Annotated in this window: 14 protein-coding genes; 7 read left to right on the top strand and 7 right to left on the bottom strand. The window is 67.4% G+C overall.

The genetic code is table 11. The features are described 5' to 3' along the window. Positions 1-45: 45 nt before the first annotated feature. From ileS to ACFX59_RS14205, 3 genes are read left to right on the top strand one after another with little or no spacing between them, the layout of a single operon-like run. A complete protein-coding gene (gene ileS / locus ACFX59_RS14215) occupies positions 46-2,877 on the top strand; it encodes an isoleucine--tRNA ligase (protein WP_387432963.1) in 2,832 nt (943 codons plus the stop codon). Continuing rightward, positions 2,870-3,376 (top strand): signal peptidase II, encoded by a 507-nt coding sequence (gene lspA / locus ACFX59_RS14210; protein WP_307102592.1) that lies wholly within the window; start codon positions 2,870-2,872, stop codon positions 3,374-3,376. The genes ileS and lspA overlap by 8 nt, the downstream gene beginning before the upstream one ends. Then, positions 3,369-3,782: a DUF3035 domain-containing protein gene (locus tag ACFX59_RS14205; RefSeq protein WP_307102594.1), complete on the top strand. Its 414-nt coding sequence runs from the start codon at positions 3,369-3,371 to the stop codon at positions 3,780-3,782. Before lspA ends, ACFX59_RS14205 begins: the two co-directional genes overlap by 8 nt. Before the next feature lie 71 nt (positions 3,783-3,853). On the opposite strand, the gene ACFX59_RS14200 is transcribed toward ACFX59_RS14205, so the two are convergent. The 6 genes from ACFX59_RS14200 to ACFX59_RS14175 all read right to left on the bottom strand — a co-directional run bounded on the left by ACFX59_RS14200 (position 3,854) and on the right by ACFX59_RS14175 (position 11,301). Continuing rightward, entirely contained in the window at positions 3,854-5,005 is a 1,152-nt protein-coding gene (locus ACFX59_RS14200) for an energy transducer TonB (RefSeq protein WP_387432960.1), read from the bottom strand. A 145-nt stretch (positions 5,006-5,150) separates the two neighbouring features. Beyond that, positions 5,151-5,987, bottom strand: coding sequence for a TorF family putative porin (locus ACFX59_RS14195; protein WP_309692316.1), 837 nt, complete (start codon positions 5,985-5,987; stop codon positions 5,151-5,153). Positions 5,988-6,184: 197 nt separating this feature from the next. Beyond that, on the bottom strand, positions 6,185-7,477 hold the full coding sequence (locus ACFX59_RS14190) for a mechanosensitive ion channel family protein (RefSeq protein ID WP_387432958.1): 1,293 nt from the start codon (positions 7,475-7,477) through the stop codon (positions 6,185-6,187). Then, the gene (gene metC / locus ACFX59_RS14185) at positions 7,474-8,670 is read right to left on the bottom strand and encodes a cystathionine beta-lyase (protein ID WP_387433078.1); all 1,197 of its coding nucleotides are present in this window, start codon (positions 8,668-8,670) and stop codon (positions 7,474-7,476) included. Before metC ends, ACFX59_RS14190 begins: the two co-directional genes overlap by 4 nt. Before the next feature lie 5 nt (positions 8,671-8,675). Beyond that, positions 8,676-9,521: a sulfurtransferase gene (locus tag ACFX59_RS14180; protein WP_387432956.1), complete on the bottom strand. Its 846-nt coding sequence runs from the start codon at positions 9,519-9,521 to the stop codon at positions 8,676-8,678. 211 nt (positions 9,522-9,732) lie between these two features. Then, on the bottom strand, positions 9,733-11,301 hold the full coding sequence (locus ACFX59_RS14175; protein WP_387432953.1) for a cryptochrome/photolyase family protein: 1,569 nt from the start codon (positions 11,299-11,301) through the stop codon (positions 9,733-9,735). 21 nt (positions 11,302-11,322) lie between these two features. On the opposite strand from ACFX59_RS14175, the gene queF reads away from it, so the two are divergent. The 4 genes from queF to ACFX59_RS14155 all read left to right on the top strand — a co-directional run bounded on the left by queF (position 11,323) and on the right by ACFX59_RS14155 (position 15,919). Then, a complete protein-coding gene (gene queF, locus ACFX59_RS14170; RefSeq protein WP_007403692.1) occupies positions 11,323-11,763 on the top strand; it encodes a preQ(1) synthase in 441 nt (146 codons plus the stop codon). Between the two features lie 78 nt (positions 11,764-11,841). Beyond that, positions 11,842-12,102 carry a DUF333 domain-containing protein gene (locus ACFX59_RS14165; protein WP_309692333.1) on the top strand — a complete coding sequence of 87 codons (261 nt, stop codon included), beginning with the start codon at positions 11,842-11,844 and terminating at the stop codon, positions 12,100-12,102. A gap of 203 nt (positions 12,103-12,305) precedes the next feature. Next, on the top strand, positions 12,306-14,576 hold the full coding sequence (locus tag ACFX59_RS14160; RefSeq protein WP_387432949.1) for a glycosyltransferase: 2,271 nt from the start codon (positions 12,306-12,308) through the stop codon (positions 14,574-14,576). A 59-nt stretch (positions 14,577-14,635) separates the two neighbouring features. Next, entirely contained in the window at positions 14,636-15,919 is a 1,284-nt protein-coding gene (locus tag ACFX59_RS14155) for a glycoside hydrolase family 130 protein (RefSeq protein ID WP_387432946.1), read from the top strand. Here ACFX59_RS14155 and ACFX59_RS14150 read toward each other — a convergent pair. Further along, the gene (locus ACFX59_RS14150) at positions 15,894-17,870 is read right to left on the bottom strand and encodes an OPT family oligopeptide transporter (RefSeq protein ID WP_387432944.1); all 1,977 of its coding nucleotides are present in this window, start codon (positions 17,868-17,870) and stop codon (positions 15,894-15,896) included. The genes ACFX59_RS14155 and ACFX59_RS14150 overlap by 26 nt on opposite strands. Positions 17,871-18,222: the final 352 nt, after the last annotated feature.

Here is an 18,222-nt window from a genome sequence, read left to right as displayed (position 1 = left end):
TCCGGCATGACGTGTTAACCTAAAGTCGTTAAGGGCGTGTCCCCTATGACCGACGCGCCCGATTATCGCGACACCGTCTTCCTGCCGAAGACCGATTTCCCCATGAAGGCGGGGCTTGCCGCCAAGGAACCGGCGATTCTGGATCGCTGGGCCAAGATGGGGCTGTACGACCGCCTCCGCCGCGAGCGGGCCGGGCGCGAGCGGTTCATCCTGCATGACGGCCCGCCTTATGCGAATGGCGACATCCATATGGGCCATGCGCTCAACAAGGTGCTGAAGGACATCATCGTCCGGTCGCAGACCCTGTTGGGCAAGGACGCGCCTTATGTCCCCGGCTGGGACTGTCACGGCCTGCCGATCGAATGGAAGGTCGAAGAGGCGTATCGCGCCAAGAAGCTGAACAAGGACGAGGTGCCCGTCGCGCAGTTCCGCGCCGAGTGCCGCGCCTATGCCGATACCTGGGTCGGCACGCAAAAGGCGCAGTTCGAGCGGTTGGGCATCATGGGCGACTGGGCGAACCCCTATCTGACCATGACCTATGACGCCGAGGCGGTGATCGCGGGCGAGCTGTTGAAGTTCGCCGAATCGGGCCAGCTCTATCGCGGCGCCAAGCCGGTCATGTGGTCGCCGGTCGAAAAGACCGCGCTGGCCGAGGCCGAGGTCGAATATGAGGACATCGTCTCGACCCAGATCGATGTCGGGTTCGAGGTCGCATCCTGCCCCGAATATCCCGATCTGGTCGGCGCACTGGCGGTCATCTGGACGACGACCCCCTGGACGATTCCGGTCAACCAGGCGCTGAGCTATGGCGAGGCGATCGACTATCTGCATTTCGAATGCGATGGCCGCCGCTACCTCGTCGCCGAGCCGCTGCTGCCCGCCTTCACCAAGCGCACCGGCATCACGATGAAGGGCTTTATCGGTCTGGTGAAGGGGCCGGTGCTGGAAGGCGCGACGGCCAAGCACCCGATGCACGCGCTGGGCGGTTTCTTCGCCAGGCCGCGTCCGTTCCTGGCGGGCGCGTTCGTCACCACCGACGCGGGTACGGGCCTGGTCCACATGGCCCCCGATCACGGCGAGGACGACTTCCTGCTGTGCAAGGCGCATGGGATCGATCCGGTCTTCGCGGTGCAGGGCGACGGCACCTACCGCGCCGACTGGGCCTGGCTGGGCGGCCAGGGCAGCGTCATCAACAAGAAGTTCGTCTCCGCCGATGGGCCGATCTGTTCGGACCTGCGCGAAGTCGGCGCGCTGCTGTCCGCGTCGGACGATTTCCAGCACAGCTATCCGCATAGCTGGCGCTCGAAGGCCAAGGTCATCTTCCGCGCCACGCCGCAATGGTTCATCCCGATGGACCGCGCCGAGGCACCGGTCGATCCGACGCTCGCCATGGCGAATGTCGATCCGATCTCGGGCGTGACGCCGCTCCTCACCGTGCCGCTGGGCAATGGCGCGACGCTGCGCCAGACCGCGCTCGACGCGATCGAGCGGACCCGCTGGGTGCCCGAGCGCAGCCGCAACCGCATCCGTTCGATGGTCGAGGGGCGCCCCGACTGGGTCATCAGCCGCCAGCGCGCCTGGGGCGTGCCGATCGCGCTCTATGTGAACCGCCAGACCGGCGAGTATCTGGCTGACAAGGCGGTCAATGCGCGTATCCTCGACGCCTTCCGCGAAGGCGGGGCGGATGCGTGGTTCACCGCCGACCACCAGGCGCTGCTCGGCGCCGATTACGACCTCGCCGATTTCGAGCCGGTCAACGACATTCTCGACGTGTGGTTCGACTCGGGCTCGACCCATGCCTTCGTGATCGAGGCGCGGTACGGCGAGGGCACGCGCGCGAACCTGTATCTCGAAGGGTCGGACCAGCATCGTGGCTGGTTCCAGTCGTCGCTGCTGGAGTCGTGCGGCACGCGTGGGCGCGCACCCTATGACGCGGTGCTGACCCATGGCTTCGCGCTCGACGGGCAGGGACGCAAAATGTCCAAGTCGCTGGGCAACGTCGTCGATCCGCTGAAGATCATCGGCGAGTCGGGCGCCGACATCCTGCGCATCTGGACCGCCTCGACCGATTATTTCGAGGATGTGCGTATCGGCAAGGAGGTGCTCGCCACCGCCTCGGACAGCTATCGCAAGCTGCGCAACACCTTCCGCTACATGCTGGGCGCGCTCGACGGGTTCAGCGAGGAAGAGCGCATCTCGTTCGACGCGATGCCCGAGCTGGAGCGTTACGTCCTGGCCCGCCTGACCGCGCTCGATACCGAGCTGCGCCGGGCGGCGGACGCTTATGAGTTCAACCGTTACCTGCGCGCGCTGACCGATTTCGCGAATGAGGACCTGTCGGCCTTCTTCTTCGATATCCGCAAGGACTCGCTCTATTGCGACGCCGCGACCGATCCCAAGCGGCGCAGCTATCGCACCGTGCTCGACATCCTGTTCCATGCACTGGTCCGCTATGCCGCGCCGATCCTGTGCTTCACCGCCGAGGAAGTGTGGCAGTCGCGCTTCCCGTCGGAAGACGGTTCGGTCCACCTGCTCGAATGGCCGGTGCTGCCGCAGCTGGGCGAGGACGAGGCGCTGATGGCGCGCTGGGCCGAGATCCGCGGGCTGCGCGCGCAGGTGACCGAGGCGATCGAGCCGCTGCGCCGCGAAAAGACCGTGCGCTCGTCCAACGAGGCCGAGGTGACGGTGCCGTCGCTGCCGCTCGAGCCGCATGCGCTGGCCGAGGCGTTCATCGTCGCCGATGTGGCGCTGGCCGATGCGGTGACGGTGACGCGCACCACGAAGCACAAATGCGGTCGCTGCTGGCGGCATCTGCCCGATGTGGCGGTGGACGGCGAGCTGTGCGGACGTTGTGCCGAGGTGGTCGCACATGGCTAAGTTCCCCCGGCTGGGGCTGGTGACGGCGGTCGCGCTGTTCCTGCTCGATCAGGTCATCAAATGGGCGATCACCGGGCCGATGGGCCTGCGGTCGCTCGGCGACGTGCGCGAGATCGCGCCGATCTTCAACCTGCGCTTCGTCCCCAATTTCGGCATTTCGCTGGGGTTGCTGACCGCCGACAGCAACGCCTCGCGCTGGGCGCTGGTCGCGATGACCGGGGCGATCGCGCTGGCGGTCGGTTATTGGATGACGCGCGAGCGCAACCCGGTCGACCAGATCGCGCTCGGCTGCGTGCTGGGCGGGGCGCTGGGCAATATCCTGGACCGGGTGCGGTTCGGTTATGTCGTCGATTTCGCCGATCTGCACTTCGGCGAGTGGCGGCCCTTTTTGGTCTTCAATGTCGCCGATGCAGCGATTACGATAGGCGTTCTGGTTCTGCTGGCGCGCGCGCTTCTCGTGCGCGATCGGCCTGCTCCCGTGGAGAAGAGCAATGCGTAAGTTGGTGCCCGTCATCGCAGGTCTGTCCTGCGCCGCGTTGCTGACGGGATGTGGGGCCGGGCGCGGCCTGGATCGGGCGCGTCCCGACGAGTTCGCCGTCGCGCGTCAGCCCTCGCTGATTATCCCGCCCGATTTCGCGCTGGTCCCGCCCCAGCCGGGCGCTGCGCCCGTCCAGGCGCGTAGCAACCAGCAGCAGACGCTCGACGCGCTGTTCGGCGGCCAGGCGGCACGCAGCCAGTCCGAATATGGCCTCGTCCAGAATGCTGGCGGCGACAGCGCCGATGCGGGCATCCGCTCCTCGGTCGGCGATCCCGGCACGAACGTCGTCGACAAGGGTGCGACCACCCGCGACATCGTGGCGGCGCCCGAGGGTGACGGCCAGGACGCGCGCGCCGCGACCAAGTAAGGGGTTTCCCCAAAAGGATCGGGGCCGGGACGCTTGCGCGTTTCCCGGCCCTTTTTCATGGGGAAAGCGCGTCAGGCTGGCGGTGCGCCCTCCGACCCCGACAGGCCGGGATCGGTCTGTGGCCCCATGTCGAATCGTACCCGGTCGACACAGCCGACATAGCCCTGCCTCTGCGCGGGCAGGCGCGCGCTGCGCAGGACGGTGATCGCTTGTCGCCCGAAATCGGCGGTCGGCTCGCTGGCGATCACGGTCAAATTGCCGAGTTCGCCCCAGGGCGCGACATCGTAGCGGATGACCGCCCAGCCTTCGATCCGGCGCCGTCGATAGGGTTCGGGAAAGCGCAGCTGCGGCGGGGTGGCCCAGCCATGCTCGTCGGGGCAATTGCCGTCGGCCACTCTGGTCGCGCGGATCGCCTCGGGCATGTCGGGGGCGGGCAACGTCCCGGCCTCGCGCCAATAGGGGGCGAGACACCCTGTCCTCGCGCCCCTGGTAAAGCGCGACGCCCGCATGGCGGTCAGCCCGGCGGCGTTCAGCGCGGCGTTGCCGGTGCCGGTCAGGATGGCGGCATGGACCGGCTTGCCCGCCGCATTCAGGTCATAGCGGATCATGCTCCAGTCGCGCACCCCCGGCGTCGCGGGGATTTTGACGAAGTCGGGGATGTGGCGGATCAGGGCGCGGGGGAGCGGCGTGTCGAGACAGGGGCCGCCGCTCGCCCGGATCGGCTTCCAGCCCTCTTCGGGCAGGCGGCCGGAAAGGGGATTGATCGTATAGGACATCAGCTCGGGGGCCGCCGCCTGGTCCAGCGGCACGGCCTGCATGGTGAAGGTCACGCCGCACCCCTCGTGCGGCTTGCCCGCCGGAAAGCGGCTGGCGGCCATCGCGGGCAGGATGTCGTCGCCGAACGGCAGATAGTCCGGACCGTCGCGGCTGATCGAGACGGGCCTGCCGCGCTCGTCGATGGCGAAGCGCAACGTCGTGCTGCGCGGTGCCGCCTCGACGGTCCAGCCCAGCATGTTCCAGGGTCGCCGGATCGCCTGTCCCGATACCATGGCGCCGCGACAGCGGACCTCGCCCGGCATCCATTGGATCAGCATCTGGCGAGGGCCGCCGGGACTGGCGGGAGGCGCCGGCTGGGATGGGAGCGCGGCGGCGGCGGGAAGCCCTAGCAGGGCGGTGGCAAGGCAGATCGAGCGGGCGGCGCGGGGCATGGGCAGGCTCTCCATGGACGCGATCCGTCGACCGGGCGGCCGCGACCGGGGGCAGCTTAGGCGGTGCCCGGCGGGGAAGCGAGGGGCCATCGCATCCCCGCCATGCGGAAAGGGCGGCCCCGTCGCCGGCGCCGCCCTTCACCCCCCGATTATCCGTCGATCAGAAGGCGGCCGTCACCGAGAACACCACCGTCGCCCCCGCGATGGTGTCGCCGCCCGGAACCTGCCCCTTGGAGAAATTGGGCTGGAGATAGGCCGACTTGGCGCGGGTGATGTCGGTGTCGATATAGGACACGTTGAAGGTGAAGTTCTTGTACGCCGCGACATCGGCGCCCAGCGACCAGTCCCAATATTGCCCCGTCGGCGACAGGCTGGTGCCGTTCGGGCCCAGGCCCGGATTGCCCTTGGAATAGCCGATATGCGCCTTGGCGGTGATCGGGGTGTTGGGAATGCCGACCGCGCCGTCGCCGGTCAGGTACAGATTGTCCCAACGTTGGCCCCGGCTGTACGAGGTGTTGGAGAAGTTGCCGAGCGAGGTCTGCTTGGGCGCGTAATAGACGCCGGCGGTCAGCGTGGCGGGACCGGCGGTCCCCGACAGGCGGCCGAAGAATTCGACCACGTCCGATTCGGACGCGCCGCCCGGATAGGTGTACCAGGTCACGCCCGCATCGACGGTCGCGGTGCCATAGCTGTGCTTGTACCCGGCAATGCCGTCCAGCTCCATATTGGCGCCGCCGAACGTGCCCCAGCCCGCCAGGTTGGAGGCGAAGGTGCCGATATAGAAGCCGCTTTCGTGGCTGACCGTCAGCGCGGCCTGGACCGCGGCGTTCTTGTTGGTCTGCGAGATGCCGCGCAGGCGGTAGTCGGTCAGGATCGCCGCGCTGCCGCTGACCGTGATCGGCGAGGGCGGTGCGGTTTCGGTGCCGCTGTCCTGCGCGAAGGCGGGCGTCGCGGCGACCAGCGAGAGGCCGCCGAGGAGGATCGTGGAGAAGCGCATCGTTTCCCTTTCAAACGGAAATTCGATGTTCTCACCTGCAACCCCGCATGGGTGCGGCCTCTATCGTGTCGGGTCAAACCCGGCGGACCGTCTGCCGTAGCGAGGTAGCAAGAATTGGCAGGACGTGGTGCGCCGCACAAGTATAATCTAACGCAAGTTGGCTTTCATGTGACGCGATGTTGCGCAAACAGCACAGGTCATGCCCCCAGATTTTCGTGACGCGCCCCGCCCGGCAGCGAACGGATGTGAATGTCGCGCTGGGGATAGGGCAGGCCGATGCCATGCTCCTTGAACAGGAACCACAGCCGGTTGAGCACGTCCGAGCGGACATTGCCGACCCCGCTTTCGGGATCGCTGATCCAGGCCAGTATCTCGTGCTGGAGCGCATGGTCGCCAAAGCTCATCAGCCAGACGGTCGGCTTGGGGCTTTTGAGCACGCGCGGCGATTCGCGCGCGGCGCGCAACATCAACTCCTGTGCGAGTTTGAGGTCGTTGTCATAGGCGATCGAGACGGGAATGCGGACGCGGACGTTGCGGTCGGAATAGGACCAGTTCTCCACCTCCTGGGTCATCAGATTCTCGTTGGGGATCAGATGCTCCTTGCCGTCGCGGGTGATGATCGAGACGGCGCGCACCCCGATCTTGTTGACCCAGCCGATCTCGTTCTGGAGCGCGATGACGTCGCCCGGCTTGATCGAGCGATCCATCAGCAGGATGATGCCCGCGATCAGATTGCCGATCGTCTTCTGCAACCCAAAGCCGATCGCCAGGCCGAAGCCGCCCGAGAACAGCGCCAGGCTGGTCAGGTCGATCTCCAGCAGGTCGATGGCGAAGAAGAAGGCGATGACGACGATGCCGATGCTGGCGAGCTTCTGGGCCAGCAGCTTCTGGGTCGGGTCCAGCCCGCGCGCATGGCCGATCCACTGCTCGGTGATCCGCGTCACCGCGCGGGTCAGCGCCAGGATGGCGACGACCGTGACCAGCATCGTCACCAGCAGCATCACCGAAAATCGCCGCGATCCCACGGTAAAGCCGATCTGCTCGGCCAGCCGGGTGACCGGCTCCAGCCCGCCGATCTCGCGGCTGAACAGCGCGACGAAACAGACGATGGCGAAGACCCAGGCCAGCCAGCGCGGCAGGTTCAGCCCGCGCAGCAGCTGGAACCCCGCCCGCGCCACCGAACTGCCCAGCGCCAACCCGATGGGCACGCCCGCCAGCGACTCCCACGGCCAGATCGCACCCAGCGTCATCAGCAGGAGGGCGGCGGCCAGATGGCGGGTGATCGCACAGATGCGCGCTTGCAGCGCCTCGCCATGGGTCGCGGCGAAACGCTGGACCAGCGCCGCGACATGCGGGCCGAGCTTGCGCCCCGCGACCACGCCGCCCGCCAGCATGGCGAGCGTCAGGACGGAGGCGACCCCGGCCTCGATGGCCTCGACGCGGGTCGGCAGTTCGATCCCGCTCGCCTGAAGCCATTCGACCAGCGTCACCCGCGCGCCGCCCGGAAGCGGGCCAGCCCCCGGTCGAGATCGGCGATCAGGTCGTCCGTGTCCTCCAGCCCGATCTGGAGCCGGATCAACGGCCCGGCGAATTCGCGTTTGGTGACGCTGCGATAGCGGTGCGGATCGGCGGGGATGGCGAGACTCTCATAGCCGCCCCAGCTGAACCCCAGCCCGAAATGCGCCAGCCCGTCGAGCATCGCGGTGCGCGCCGCATCGTTGCCGCCGTCGAGGACGAAGGCGAACAGCCCGCTCGACCCCAGGAAATCGCGCGCGAATATCGCATGGCCGGGGCAGGAGGGGAGCGCGGGATGGAGCACCTGCGCGACCCCCGGCTGTTCGGCGAGCCATTTCGCGATGGTCAGCGCGCTTTGCTGATGCTGGGCCAGCCGCACGCCCATGGTGCGCAAGCCCCGGCTGCCCAGATAGGCGTCGTCGGGACTGGCGACCTGCCCCAGCTGAAAGCTGGTGTCGCGAAGCGCCGCCCAATGCGACGGTGCGGCCGTCACCGATCCCAGCATCGCGTCCGAATGGCCGACGACATATTTGGTGCAGGCCAGCACCGTCAGGTCGATGCCCTTCTCGATCGCCGGGAAGAACAGCGGCGTCGCCCAGGTATTGTCGAGGATCGTGGTGATCCCGCGTTCCTTGGCGACGGCGACGATGGCGGGAATGTCCTGCACCTCGAAGCTGAGCGAGCCGGGGCTTTCGAGGAAGATCGCGCGGGTGGCCGGACCAATCAGCTCGGCGATGCCCGCCCCCACCAGCGGGTCGTAGAAGCGCGTGGTGATCCCCATCCGCGCCAGCAATCCGGTGGCGAGCCCACGCGTCGGGTCATAGGCGCTGTCGACCAGCAGCAGCTCGTCGCCCGGCGACAGCACCGACAGCAACGCCGCCGCGATCGCCGCCACGCCCGAGGGATAGAGGAATGTCGCCTCCGCCCCCGGCTCCAGGCTGGTCAGCGCATCGGCCAGCGACCACTGCGTCGGCAGGCCCTTGCGGCCATAGAACAGCTTCTCGTGCAAATTGCCCGCACCGGTGGCGCGCATATGCGCGACATTGTCGTAGAGGACCGTGGAGCCGCGCCAGACGGGGACGTTGACCACCCCCTTCGTCCATTCCGCGCGGCGGCCCGCCTGGACGAGACGGGTGGCGGGCTTGATGGGCAGGTCGTCGTCGGTCATCGGCGTCACGCGTCTTTCGCTTTGGGGGTGCTGGGGTCGGAGCCCCATTCGGTCCAGCTGCCGTCATAGACCGGCATCATCCCGCCGATCCGCTCGGCCCCGAAGGCCAGCACGCAGGCGGTGATGCCGGAGCCGCAGGTGGCGACCATCGGCCTGGTCGGGTCCACCCCGGCGGCGGCAAAGGCCTCGGCAATGGCGGTGGGGGATTTCCACCGGCCATCGGCTTCGAACAGCCGGGAATAGGGCAGGTTCACTGCGCCGGGGATATGACCGGGCTCGACGCCGGGGCGCGGTTCGGGCTCGGACCCGGCGAAGCGGCCGGGCGAGCGGGCATCGACCAGTTGCGCATCCCCCGCCTCGACATGGGCATGGACTTCGCGGAGCGTGCGCAGCCGGGCCAGATCGGCATGGGCGACGAACAGGCCGGGCGTATCGACCGCGTCTGCCGGGCCCGTCATGACCGGATGCCCCGCGGCGGTCCAAGCCTCCAGCCCGCCGTCGAGCAGGGCGACCGACTTCGCGCCGAACAGCGTCAGCATCCACCAGGCCCGCGCCGCGCTGTGCAGCGGGGAGCGGTCGTAGAGGACGATCCGGTCGGCATGGCCGACGCCTGCCTCGCTCATCGCATGGGCGAAATGCTCGGCCATGGGCAGGGTCATGGGCAGGTCGCTGTCGGGATCGGCCAGCCCTCCCAGCGCCAGGAAGCGCGCGCCGGGAATATGCCCGTCCTCGAACCCGCGCCGTGCCTTCGCGTCGCCGGAATCGTCGAGGAAATAGGTGACGTCGAGGATGCGCACATCCGCCTCGCCTGCGATGGCGGCGAGTTCGTCCGGGTTGATGAGTGGCGGCATCCTGGGGTCCCCTTGGTCGAGTGCCGTACCTAGGCGTGTTCGGGGCGGGGTCGCAAGCCAAGCTAAAGCCCCTCTCCCGGCAGGGGGAGGGGTTGGGGAGGGGCAAGGGCCACGGGGGCTGGTCTCGGTGAGACTCCAGACCCTCCCCCATCCCCTCCCGCTTGCGGGAGGGGAGCAGCCAGAGGCGAGTATAGGTTATTCCTCGCTCCGTTCACTCTGAGCGAAGACGAAGGCCACGAGAATCTCGATATTCCAACCCCTCCAGGAATCCCGCCGCCTGCGCCCGGATCGCCTTGCGGTCTTCCTCCGCCATCCGGTTCCAGTTGCGATAGGGCATCGCCATGCGCGGATTCTCGCCGAAACGCTCCTCGTGCCGCGCCAGGAAATCCCAATAGAGCGCGTTGAACGGGCAGGCGTCCTCGCCCACCCGCTGCTTCACGTCATAGCGGCAATGCCCGCAATAATCCGACATGCGGTTGATATAGGCCCCCGACGAGACATAGGGCTTGGAGGCGATGATGCCGCCATCGGCAAACTGGCTCATGCCCACGACATTGGGCAGCTCGACCCATTCATAGGCGTCGATATAGATTTCCAGATACCAGCGGTGGACCTCCGCCGGGTCCGCGCCGATCAGGATGGCGAAATTGCCCGTCACCATCAGCCGCTGGATGTGATGGGCATGCGCGGTGTCGAGCGTCTGGCCCAGCGCCTCGGCCATGCAGTGCATGTCGGTCTCGCCCGTCCAGTAGAAGCCGGGCAAGGGCCGGGTCGCGCGCAGGGCGTTGCGGTTCACATAGTCCGGCCCGACATGCCAGTAGAGCCCGCGCACATATTCGCGCCAACCGATGATCTGGCGGATATAGCCCTCGACCGAATTGAGGCTAACACGCCCGTCCTCATATTCCCCTTCCGCCATCCGGCAGAGGGTGAGCGGGTCGAGCAGCCCCGAATTGATATAGGGCGACAGGACCGAGTGCCAGAGCTGGTGCTGCCCGGTCAGCATCGCATCCTGATAGTCGCCGAATTTGGGCAGGCCGTTCGCCATGAACGCCTCGGCCTGTTTCTGCGCGTCCTCCGCCGTGGTCGCATAGGCGAAGCCGTCGAGCGAGCCGGGATGGTTGTCGAACCGCGCGGCGACCAGCGTCAGCACCTCGCGCGTGATCGCATCGGGGGCGAAGGCGAGCGGTTCGGGCGGCCTGTCCTTCCTGGGGGCGGGCTTGCGGTTGTCGGCGTCGTAATTCCACTTGCCGCCCTCGGGCTTGTCGCCCTTCATCAACAGGCCGGTCTTGCGCCGCATCAGCCGATAGAAATACTCCATGCGCAGTTCCTGGCGATCCTCCGCCCAAGCCTCGAACTCGGCCTGGCTGGCGACGAAGCGGGTGTCGGGGCGGATGTCGACGGGGATGCCGAACATCGTCTCCCACGCCTCCAGCATCGCGGCGACGCGCCATTCGCCCGCCTGGGTGACGACGATCCGCGCGGGGTCGTGGCGTCCGACCGCGCGCGCGACCTCGCCGGTGAAGCTGCCCGCATTGTCGGGGTCGTCCAGCCGGACGTAATCGACCGTCCAGCCCGCCTGGCGCAACGCCTCGGCATGATGGCGCATCGCGGACAGGATATAGGCGATCTTGGCCTTGTGATGGCGGACATAGGCCGTCTCGTCCGCCACCTCCATCATCAGCAGGACCGCGCTTTCGGGATCGGCACCCTCCAGCGACGACAGGTTCATCGACAATTGATCGCCCAATATCGGGATCAGCGTTGGCGATTCGGGCATGGTTGTCCTACATGGCCTTTCATGAAGCATCTCGGCCAGACCAGCGCGCTGCCCGCTTCCCCGGAAGAGGCGGTGCTCGATTATGTTCCCAACCCCCGACCGGGGCGCACCTATCTGATCCGGTTCGCGGCACCCGAGTTCACCTCGCTCTGCCCGGTGACCGGCCAGCCCGACTTCGCGCATCTGGTGATCGACTATGTGCCCGGCGAGACGATCGTCGAGTCCAAGTCCTTGAAATTGTTCCTGGGCAGCTTCCGCAACCATGCCGGTTTCCATGAGGATTGCACCGTCGGCATCGGCGAGCGCCTGTTCGAGGAGATGAAGCCGGTCTGGCTGCGCATCGGCGGATATTGGTATCCGCGCGGCGGCATTCCGATCGACGTGTTCTGGCAGTCTTCGGCCCCGCCCGCCGATCTGTGGCTGCCCGACCAGGGCGTCGCGGGCTATCGCGGCCGGGGCTGAGGGCTCCCGGCCGGGCCGGTCAGCGGGGGTTCAGCGGGCCATGCTAGACGGGGCGCCTCACAGAATGGAGGTTCCGTCGTGAAGACCAGGTTGATGATCGCCGCTTCCCTTCCCCTCTGTCTTGCCGCCGCCGTCCTGCCGACCGCGGCGCAGGCCATGCCCAACCCGGCATCGGTCTTCTGCCAGAAGATGGGCGGCCGCTCGGTCAACGCCACGCTGCCGGACCGGTCGCAGCTCGGCCTGTGCTATCTGCCCGGCAAGAAGATCGTCGAGGAATGGACGCTGTACCGGATGTTCGACGGCAAGAAGCCCTCGCCCCGGCACAATCCCTTCCGGTAGGATATTCCGCTTCGCAACAGGGGCCTGAGGGACCCTTTTCGTCGGCAGACCGGGCCCTTGCAGCGCCCGGTTGCCTGACACGGTTGCGGTGCAGCAAATATGTAATACGGTCTGCAACCTTCCTGCCAAATGCGGGTTAACCTTGAAACGATGTGTCCGGTGGGAAACCCGCCCCGACATGTCGTGCTTCAAGGACTGGCAATATGGCGGATGCGAACGGAACCGTGATCGAACGACTGGCGCTGATCGGAAACTTCCTGCCCCGGCAATGCGGGCTCGCGACATTCACCACCGACGTCTATTCGGCCCTTCGCGACCGCTTTCCCAATCTGGCGGTCGACGTCTATGCTATGGACGATCATCCTGGCCGCTACGCCTATCCCCCGGCCGTGACCGCCGCCATTCCGCAGAATGAGCGTTCCGCCTATATCGACATGGCTCGCCGGATCGAGGCGAGCGGCGCGCAGGCCATCTGGGTCCAGCACGAATATGGCATCTATGGCGGCGCGGCGGGCGAGCATCTGCTCGCGCTGCTCGACCGTACCACGCTGCCCGTCATCGCGACGCTCCACACGGTTCTCGAAAAGCCCTCGGCCGACGAACGCCGGGTGATGGAGGGGCTGCTCCGCCGCTGCGCGAAGATCATCGTCATGGCGGACAAGGGCTGCGACATCCTCAAGCGCGTCTATGGCGCCGATCCGCGCCAGGTCGCGATGATCCCGCACGGCGTGCCCGACCGCGAGCTGATCTCGCCCGACTCGTTGAAGGCCAAGTTCGGCTGGGAAGGCCGCAAGGTCGTCTTCACCTTCGGGTTGCTGGCGCCCAACAAGGGGATCGAGACGATCATCGAGGCGCTGCCCGCCGTCGCCGCGCATCATCCCGAGCTGCTCTATGTCGTGCTGGGCGCGACCCATCCCAATCTGATCGCGCATGAGGGCGAAGCCTATCGCGACCGGCTGAAGGCGCTGGCCGAGGCGCGCGGCGTGGCCGACAATGTCGCCTTCGTCGATGCGTTCGTCGACCATGACGACCTGATCGAATATCTCCAGGCCGCCGATATCTACGCCACCCCCTATACCAACCCCGCCCAGATCACGAGCGGGACGCTGTCCTATGCGGTGGGTGTCGGCAAGGCGGTGATCTCCACCCCCTATGTCCATGCCGCCGAGATACTGGACGACGATCACGGCGTGCTCGTCCCCTTCGGCGACGTCGAGGGGTTCGCGCGCGAGATCGACCGGCTGTTGGGCGACGACACGGCGCGCGAGCGGCTGTCGCAGCGCGCCTATGCGCGGGGCCGCACGATGATCTGGCCGCGTCTGGCCGAGGCGGCGATCAAGCAGATCGGCACCGCGATCACCACCCGCCCGCGCCGCATCGCCACCGGCCATACGCCGACGATCAAGCCGCTGGCCCCCGATCTGGCCGCGGTCGAGCGGATGAGCGATTCGACCGGCATGTTGCAGCATGCCATCTATTCGGTGCCCGATCGCCGCCACGGCTATTGCATCGACGACAATGCCCGCGCGCTGATCTTCATGACCCAGGCACCCGACATCGATCCCGTCACGCGCGACAAATGGACCACCATCTACGCTTCGTTCCTGCAATATGCCTGGAATCCCGAGGCACGTCGCTATCGCAACTTCATGCGGTTCGACCGCAGCTGGTGCGAGGATGTGGGGTCGGAGGACTCCAACGGTCGCACTCTTTGGGCGCTGGGCGTCGCCGCGCGCGATGCGCAACTCGCCAAGCACCGCGACTGGGCGCAGATGTGGTTCGACGCAACCGCCTCGCTGGCGCTCGACCTCGGTTCGCTGCGGGCCCAGGCCTTTGCGATGCTGGGCGCTGCCGCCATGCTGGAGGCGCGGCCGGGGCATCAGCTGGCCCGCACCATCCTGGAAAAGCTGCCCCCGCTGCATCTGGCGCTGCTGGAAGAAGCGCGGCGGCCCGAATGGCAGTGGTTCGAGATCGTGCTCGCCTATGACAATGCCCGCGTACCGCAGGCGCTGATCGAGGCAGGTCGTGCGCTGGGGCGTCAGGACCTGATCGACTGCGGCATTTCCACGCTGGACTGGATCGTCGCCAAGCAGACCTCGCCGGAAGGCCGTTTCCGCGCGGTCGGCAGCGAGAGCTTCGGTCGCCCCTATGCCGAGCCGTTGCAGTTCGACCAGCAGCCGCTGGAGGCACAGGCGACGGTCGAGGCCTGCCAGTCCGCCTATGCCGCGACTCGCGACCCGCGCTGGATCGCCGAGGGCGAGCGCGCTTATGGCTGGTTCCTGGGCCTGAACGACCTCGACCTGCCGCTGGCGACGGCGCAGGACGGCGGCTGTTTCGACGGATTGATGCCGACCGGTCTCAACCGCAACCAGGGCGCGGAGTCGATCCTGGCCCTGCAACTCGCCAATTGCGCGATCGCCAGCCTTTGCCATTCCGCATCATCCATGGCAGGAGCCGATCGTCACATCGCCTGATGCGTTCAGCATGGGGGATGGGATGAGCGTTTTGGGTAAAGTGGCGAGACGGTAGCGCGATGGATCTTTTCAACCACCGGCTGCGGCTTCATGCCGATCCTTCCCGCGTCGTGGTGCGGCCGTTTCACATCGCCTGGGGCGGTGGCAATGGCGCGCCGCCCAGCCGGACCGAACGGCTGGTGGGCGAGGTGCTGGCGATGACGCCGCAGGAAGCGCGCGACCAGCTGGAAACCGTGCTGAAGGATTTCGAGGCGCGGCACTGGCAGACGCGGCGCGTCTTCATGACCCGCTACGACCAGATCGAGGATCTGCTGAAGCTGGACGGCGCGGCGATCAGCGACGAGAAGCGGCAGCTGATCGGCGCCTATTTCTGCCACGAATACAGCTATGCGGCGGCGGCGCTGATGAACCCGTCGGCGGTGCCGCACTTCGACCAGACCGGCATCCAGCCGGGGTCGCAGCGTATCCTGATGTCGATGCGCGCGGTGGGCGAGGGGCATATCTCGTCGGTCGCCTTTCGCGAAGGCATCATCAACGACCAGAACCAGCTTCGCCTCGCGCCCGAGCCGCCTTTCGCGACCGCGACCGACGTGCATGGCTGGGGCGACGACGATGTGCCGGGCGGCCCCGTCACGGTGCATCGCCACCGCGACTCGACGCTGTCGGGCACGGTCATCTTCCCGATCACCCAGGCCCAGTCCAAGGGGCTGGAGGACATGCGCATCGTCCAGTTCACGCATGACGATGGCGCGCTCGAGTGGATCGGCACCTATACCGCCTATGACGGCTCGGGCATCCAGTCCGAACTGATGCGCACCCGCGACTTCCGCGCGTTCGACCTCGTGCCGATGACCGGCTCGGCGGCGCGTAACAAGGGCATGGCGCTGTTCCCGCGCAAGGTCGCCGGGCAATATATGATGATCGGGCGGCAGGACGGCGAGAATCTGTTCCTGCTCAAGTCCGACTCGCTGACCCATTGGGACGAGGGCGAGAAGATCCTGACCCCCGTCTATCCATGGGAGCTGGTGCAGATCGGCAATTGCGGCCCGCCCATCGAGACGGACGAGGGCTGGCTGCTGCTGACGCACGGCGTCGGCGCGATGCGCAAATATTCGATCGGCGCCGCGCTGCTCGACAAGGACGACCCCTCCAAGGTGCTGGGTCGGACGAAGCAGCCGATCCTGGCCGCCAAGGACCAGGACCGCGAAGGCTATGTGCCCAACGTCGTCTATTCGTGCGGCGCGATCCGGCACGGCGACTCGCTGTTTCTGCCTTACGGCATCGCGGACAGCTCGATCGGCTTCGCCTTCGTGAAGATCAGCGAGTTGCTGGCGGCAATGTAACGACCTGGCGGCGCGTATAGCGATACAGCGCTGCCAACAGCCCCAGGAACACCAGCGTCCCCCCGACCAGCGCGGGGGTGGCGAAGCCGTCGCCGACCAGCGCCAGCGGCGCGTCCGAATTGGTCAGATAGACGATTCCGGCAAAGCCCACGCCCCACAGGCTCTCGCCCACGATCAGCCCGGTCGCCGCCAGCACGCCCAGCCGCTCCGCCGTCTCCGGATTGGCGCTGCGCCGCGCCCAGCGGTCATAGCCATGGCCGATGACCGCGCCCAGCACGACGGGCAGCGTCGCGGTCATCGGCAGATAGATGCCCAGCCCGACACCCAGAGGCGGCAGGCGCAACCAGCCGAGCTTGCCCAGCACTTCGTCGGCGATGATGACGCCGATGCCGATCAGCGCCCCGACGCCGATCATCGTCCAGTTGAGATCGCCGCCCAGCACCCCCTTGGCCAGGGCCGAAATCAGCGCGGCCTGCGGTGCGGACAGCGCATTGGGGCCCGCGCCCGGCGTGCCCGCGAACCCCAGCGTCGCGTTGAGCAGGTCGAGCACCGGCGGGATCACCAGACTGCCGAAGACGACGCCGATGACCAGCGCCACCTGCTGCTTCCACGGCGTCGCCCCGACCAGCTCGCCGGTCTTCAGGTCCTGGAGATTGTCGTTGGAGATGGTCGCCACGCCGAACACGACGCCGGTGACGATCAGCGCATAGGCGACCAGCGCCTGGGTCGTCTCGGGCGGGGTGCCGCGCCCGAACAGCCCGACCAGCAGCAGCGCGGCGGCCAGGACCGACAGGATGCCGATCCCCGACACGGGGCTGTTGGACGCGCCGATCAGCCCCGCCATATAGCCGCACACGGCCGCGATCACGAGGCCGATCAGCAGGATGAAGAGCAACGCCCCGCCGATCAGCGCGACGCCCGACGCCGCCAGCGGCCCGCCCGCAATCACCGACCAGAGCAGCCCGGCGATCGGCACCAGCGTCGCCAGCGCGACCGCCGCGACGATCCCGATCGGCAGGTCGCGCTCGCCCACCGCCAGCACCGCCCCGTCGCGCCTGGCCGAGGCGGCGGCGAGCGAAGAACGGATGCCGCCGATGACCGGCCCGATGATCTTGAGGAGCGTCCAGATCGCCGCCACCCCGATCACGCCCGCGCCCAGGAAGCGCACGTCGCGGGAAAAGATGCTGCCCGCCCATTCGGCGACGGGCCCGGTCGAGGGGGCCATGGCGGTCAGGATCGGCAGCGCCCCCCACCATCCGATCGCGATCCCGGCCAGCATCGCCATGCCGACCGACAGACCGACCAGATGCCCGACCCCGATCAGCGCGAAGGACAGCCCGCCCGCGATCCCGGTCGCGCCCGCGCCGGTGCGGAAGAAGACCGCCGCCTCCGCCACCGCCAGCTTGGTCTGGGTCAGGATCGCGAACGCGGCCGAGGCGAGCGCGTTGACGACGATCAGCCGCAGTCCGACCGCGCTCTCCACCTCGCCCTCGCGGCTGCCCGCGCCGACCTTCAATACTTCGGCGGCGGCGCGGCCCTCGGGATAGGGCAGGTCGGTGTCGACCACCAGCGCACGGCGCAGCGGCACCGAGAACATCACCCCCAATATGCCGCCCGTCGCGGTGATCCCGGCGGTCAGCAGATAGGGGAAACCCTGCCACCAGCCGATCATGACCAGGCCGGGCAGCACGAAGATGATCGCCGCCAGCGTCCCCGCCGCCGAGGCGACGGTCTGGACGATATTGTTCTCCAGCACCGAACTGTTCGGCAGATAGCGCAGGATCGCCATCGAGATGACCGCTGCCGGGATCGAGGTGGCGAAGGTCAGCCCGACCTTGAGCCCCAGATAGACATTGGCGGCGGTGAACAGCAGGGTGATGATCCCGCCCAGCGCGATCCCGCGAAGGGTCAGCTCGGCGACGGGGGCGGCGGTGGCAGAGGTACGGCTCATGCGCGCAGATGTGGCAGATGGCGGGGCGCGCGACTAGGGTTTCGTGGCGGGGGGCGGGGCGTGCGCTTCGACTTCGCCCGGCGCGAACGGGCGGGGGATGGATCACCTATTCCCGGTCGGTGGGCGGGGCATCCCCCAACATCCGTTCAGCCTGAGCGAAGTCGAAGGCCAAGGGAAACCGGTTATCTCAAGCCCTCATCCCGGCGGAGGCCGGGGTCCAGGCACTACCAAGGCAGATCGACATTCACCGATGCCTTCCCCTCCCTCGCCCCTCACAGAGGGGAGAGGGTTGCGCAGACTTGGCCTTTGCGAGAGCAAAGGCTTAGTCGGAGCTGGGTGAGGGGTGGGCGCT

The sequence above is a fragment of the Sphingomonas sp. NCPPB 2930 genome (assembly GCF_042867205.1).
Taxonomy (GTDB): Bacteria; Pseudomonadota; Alphaproteobacteria; order Sphingomonadales; family Sphingomonadaceae; genus Sphingomonas.
The sequence above is the reverse complement of the archived record's forward strand: the minus strand, read 5'-3'. Positions and strand labels throughout refer to the sequence as shown.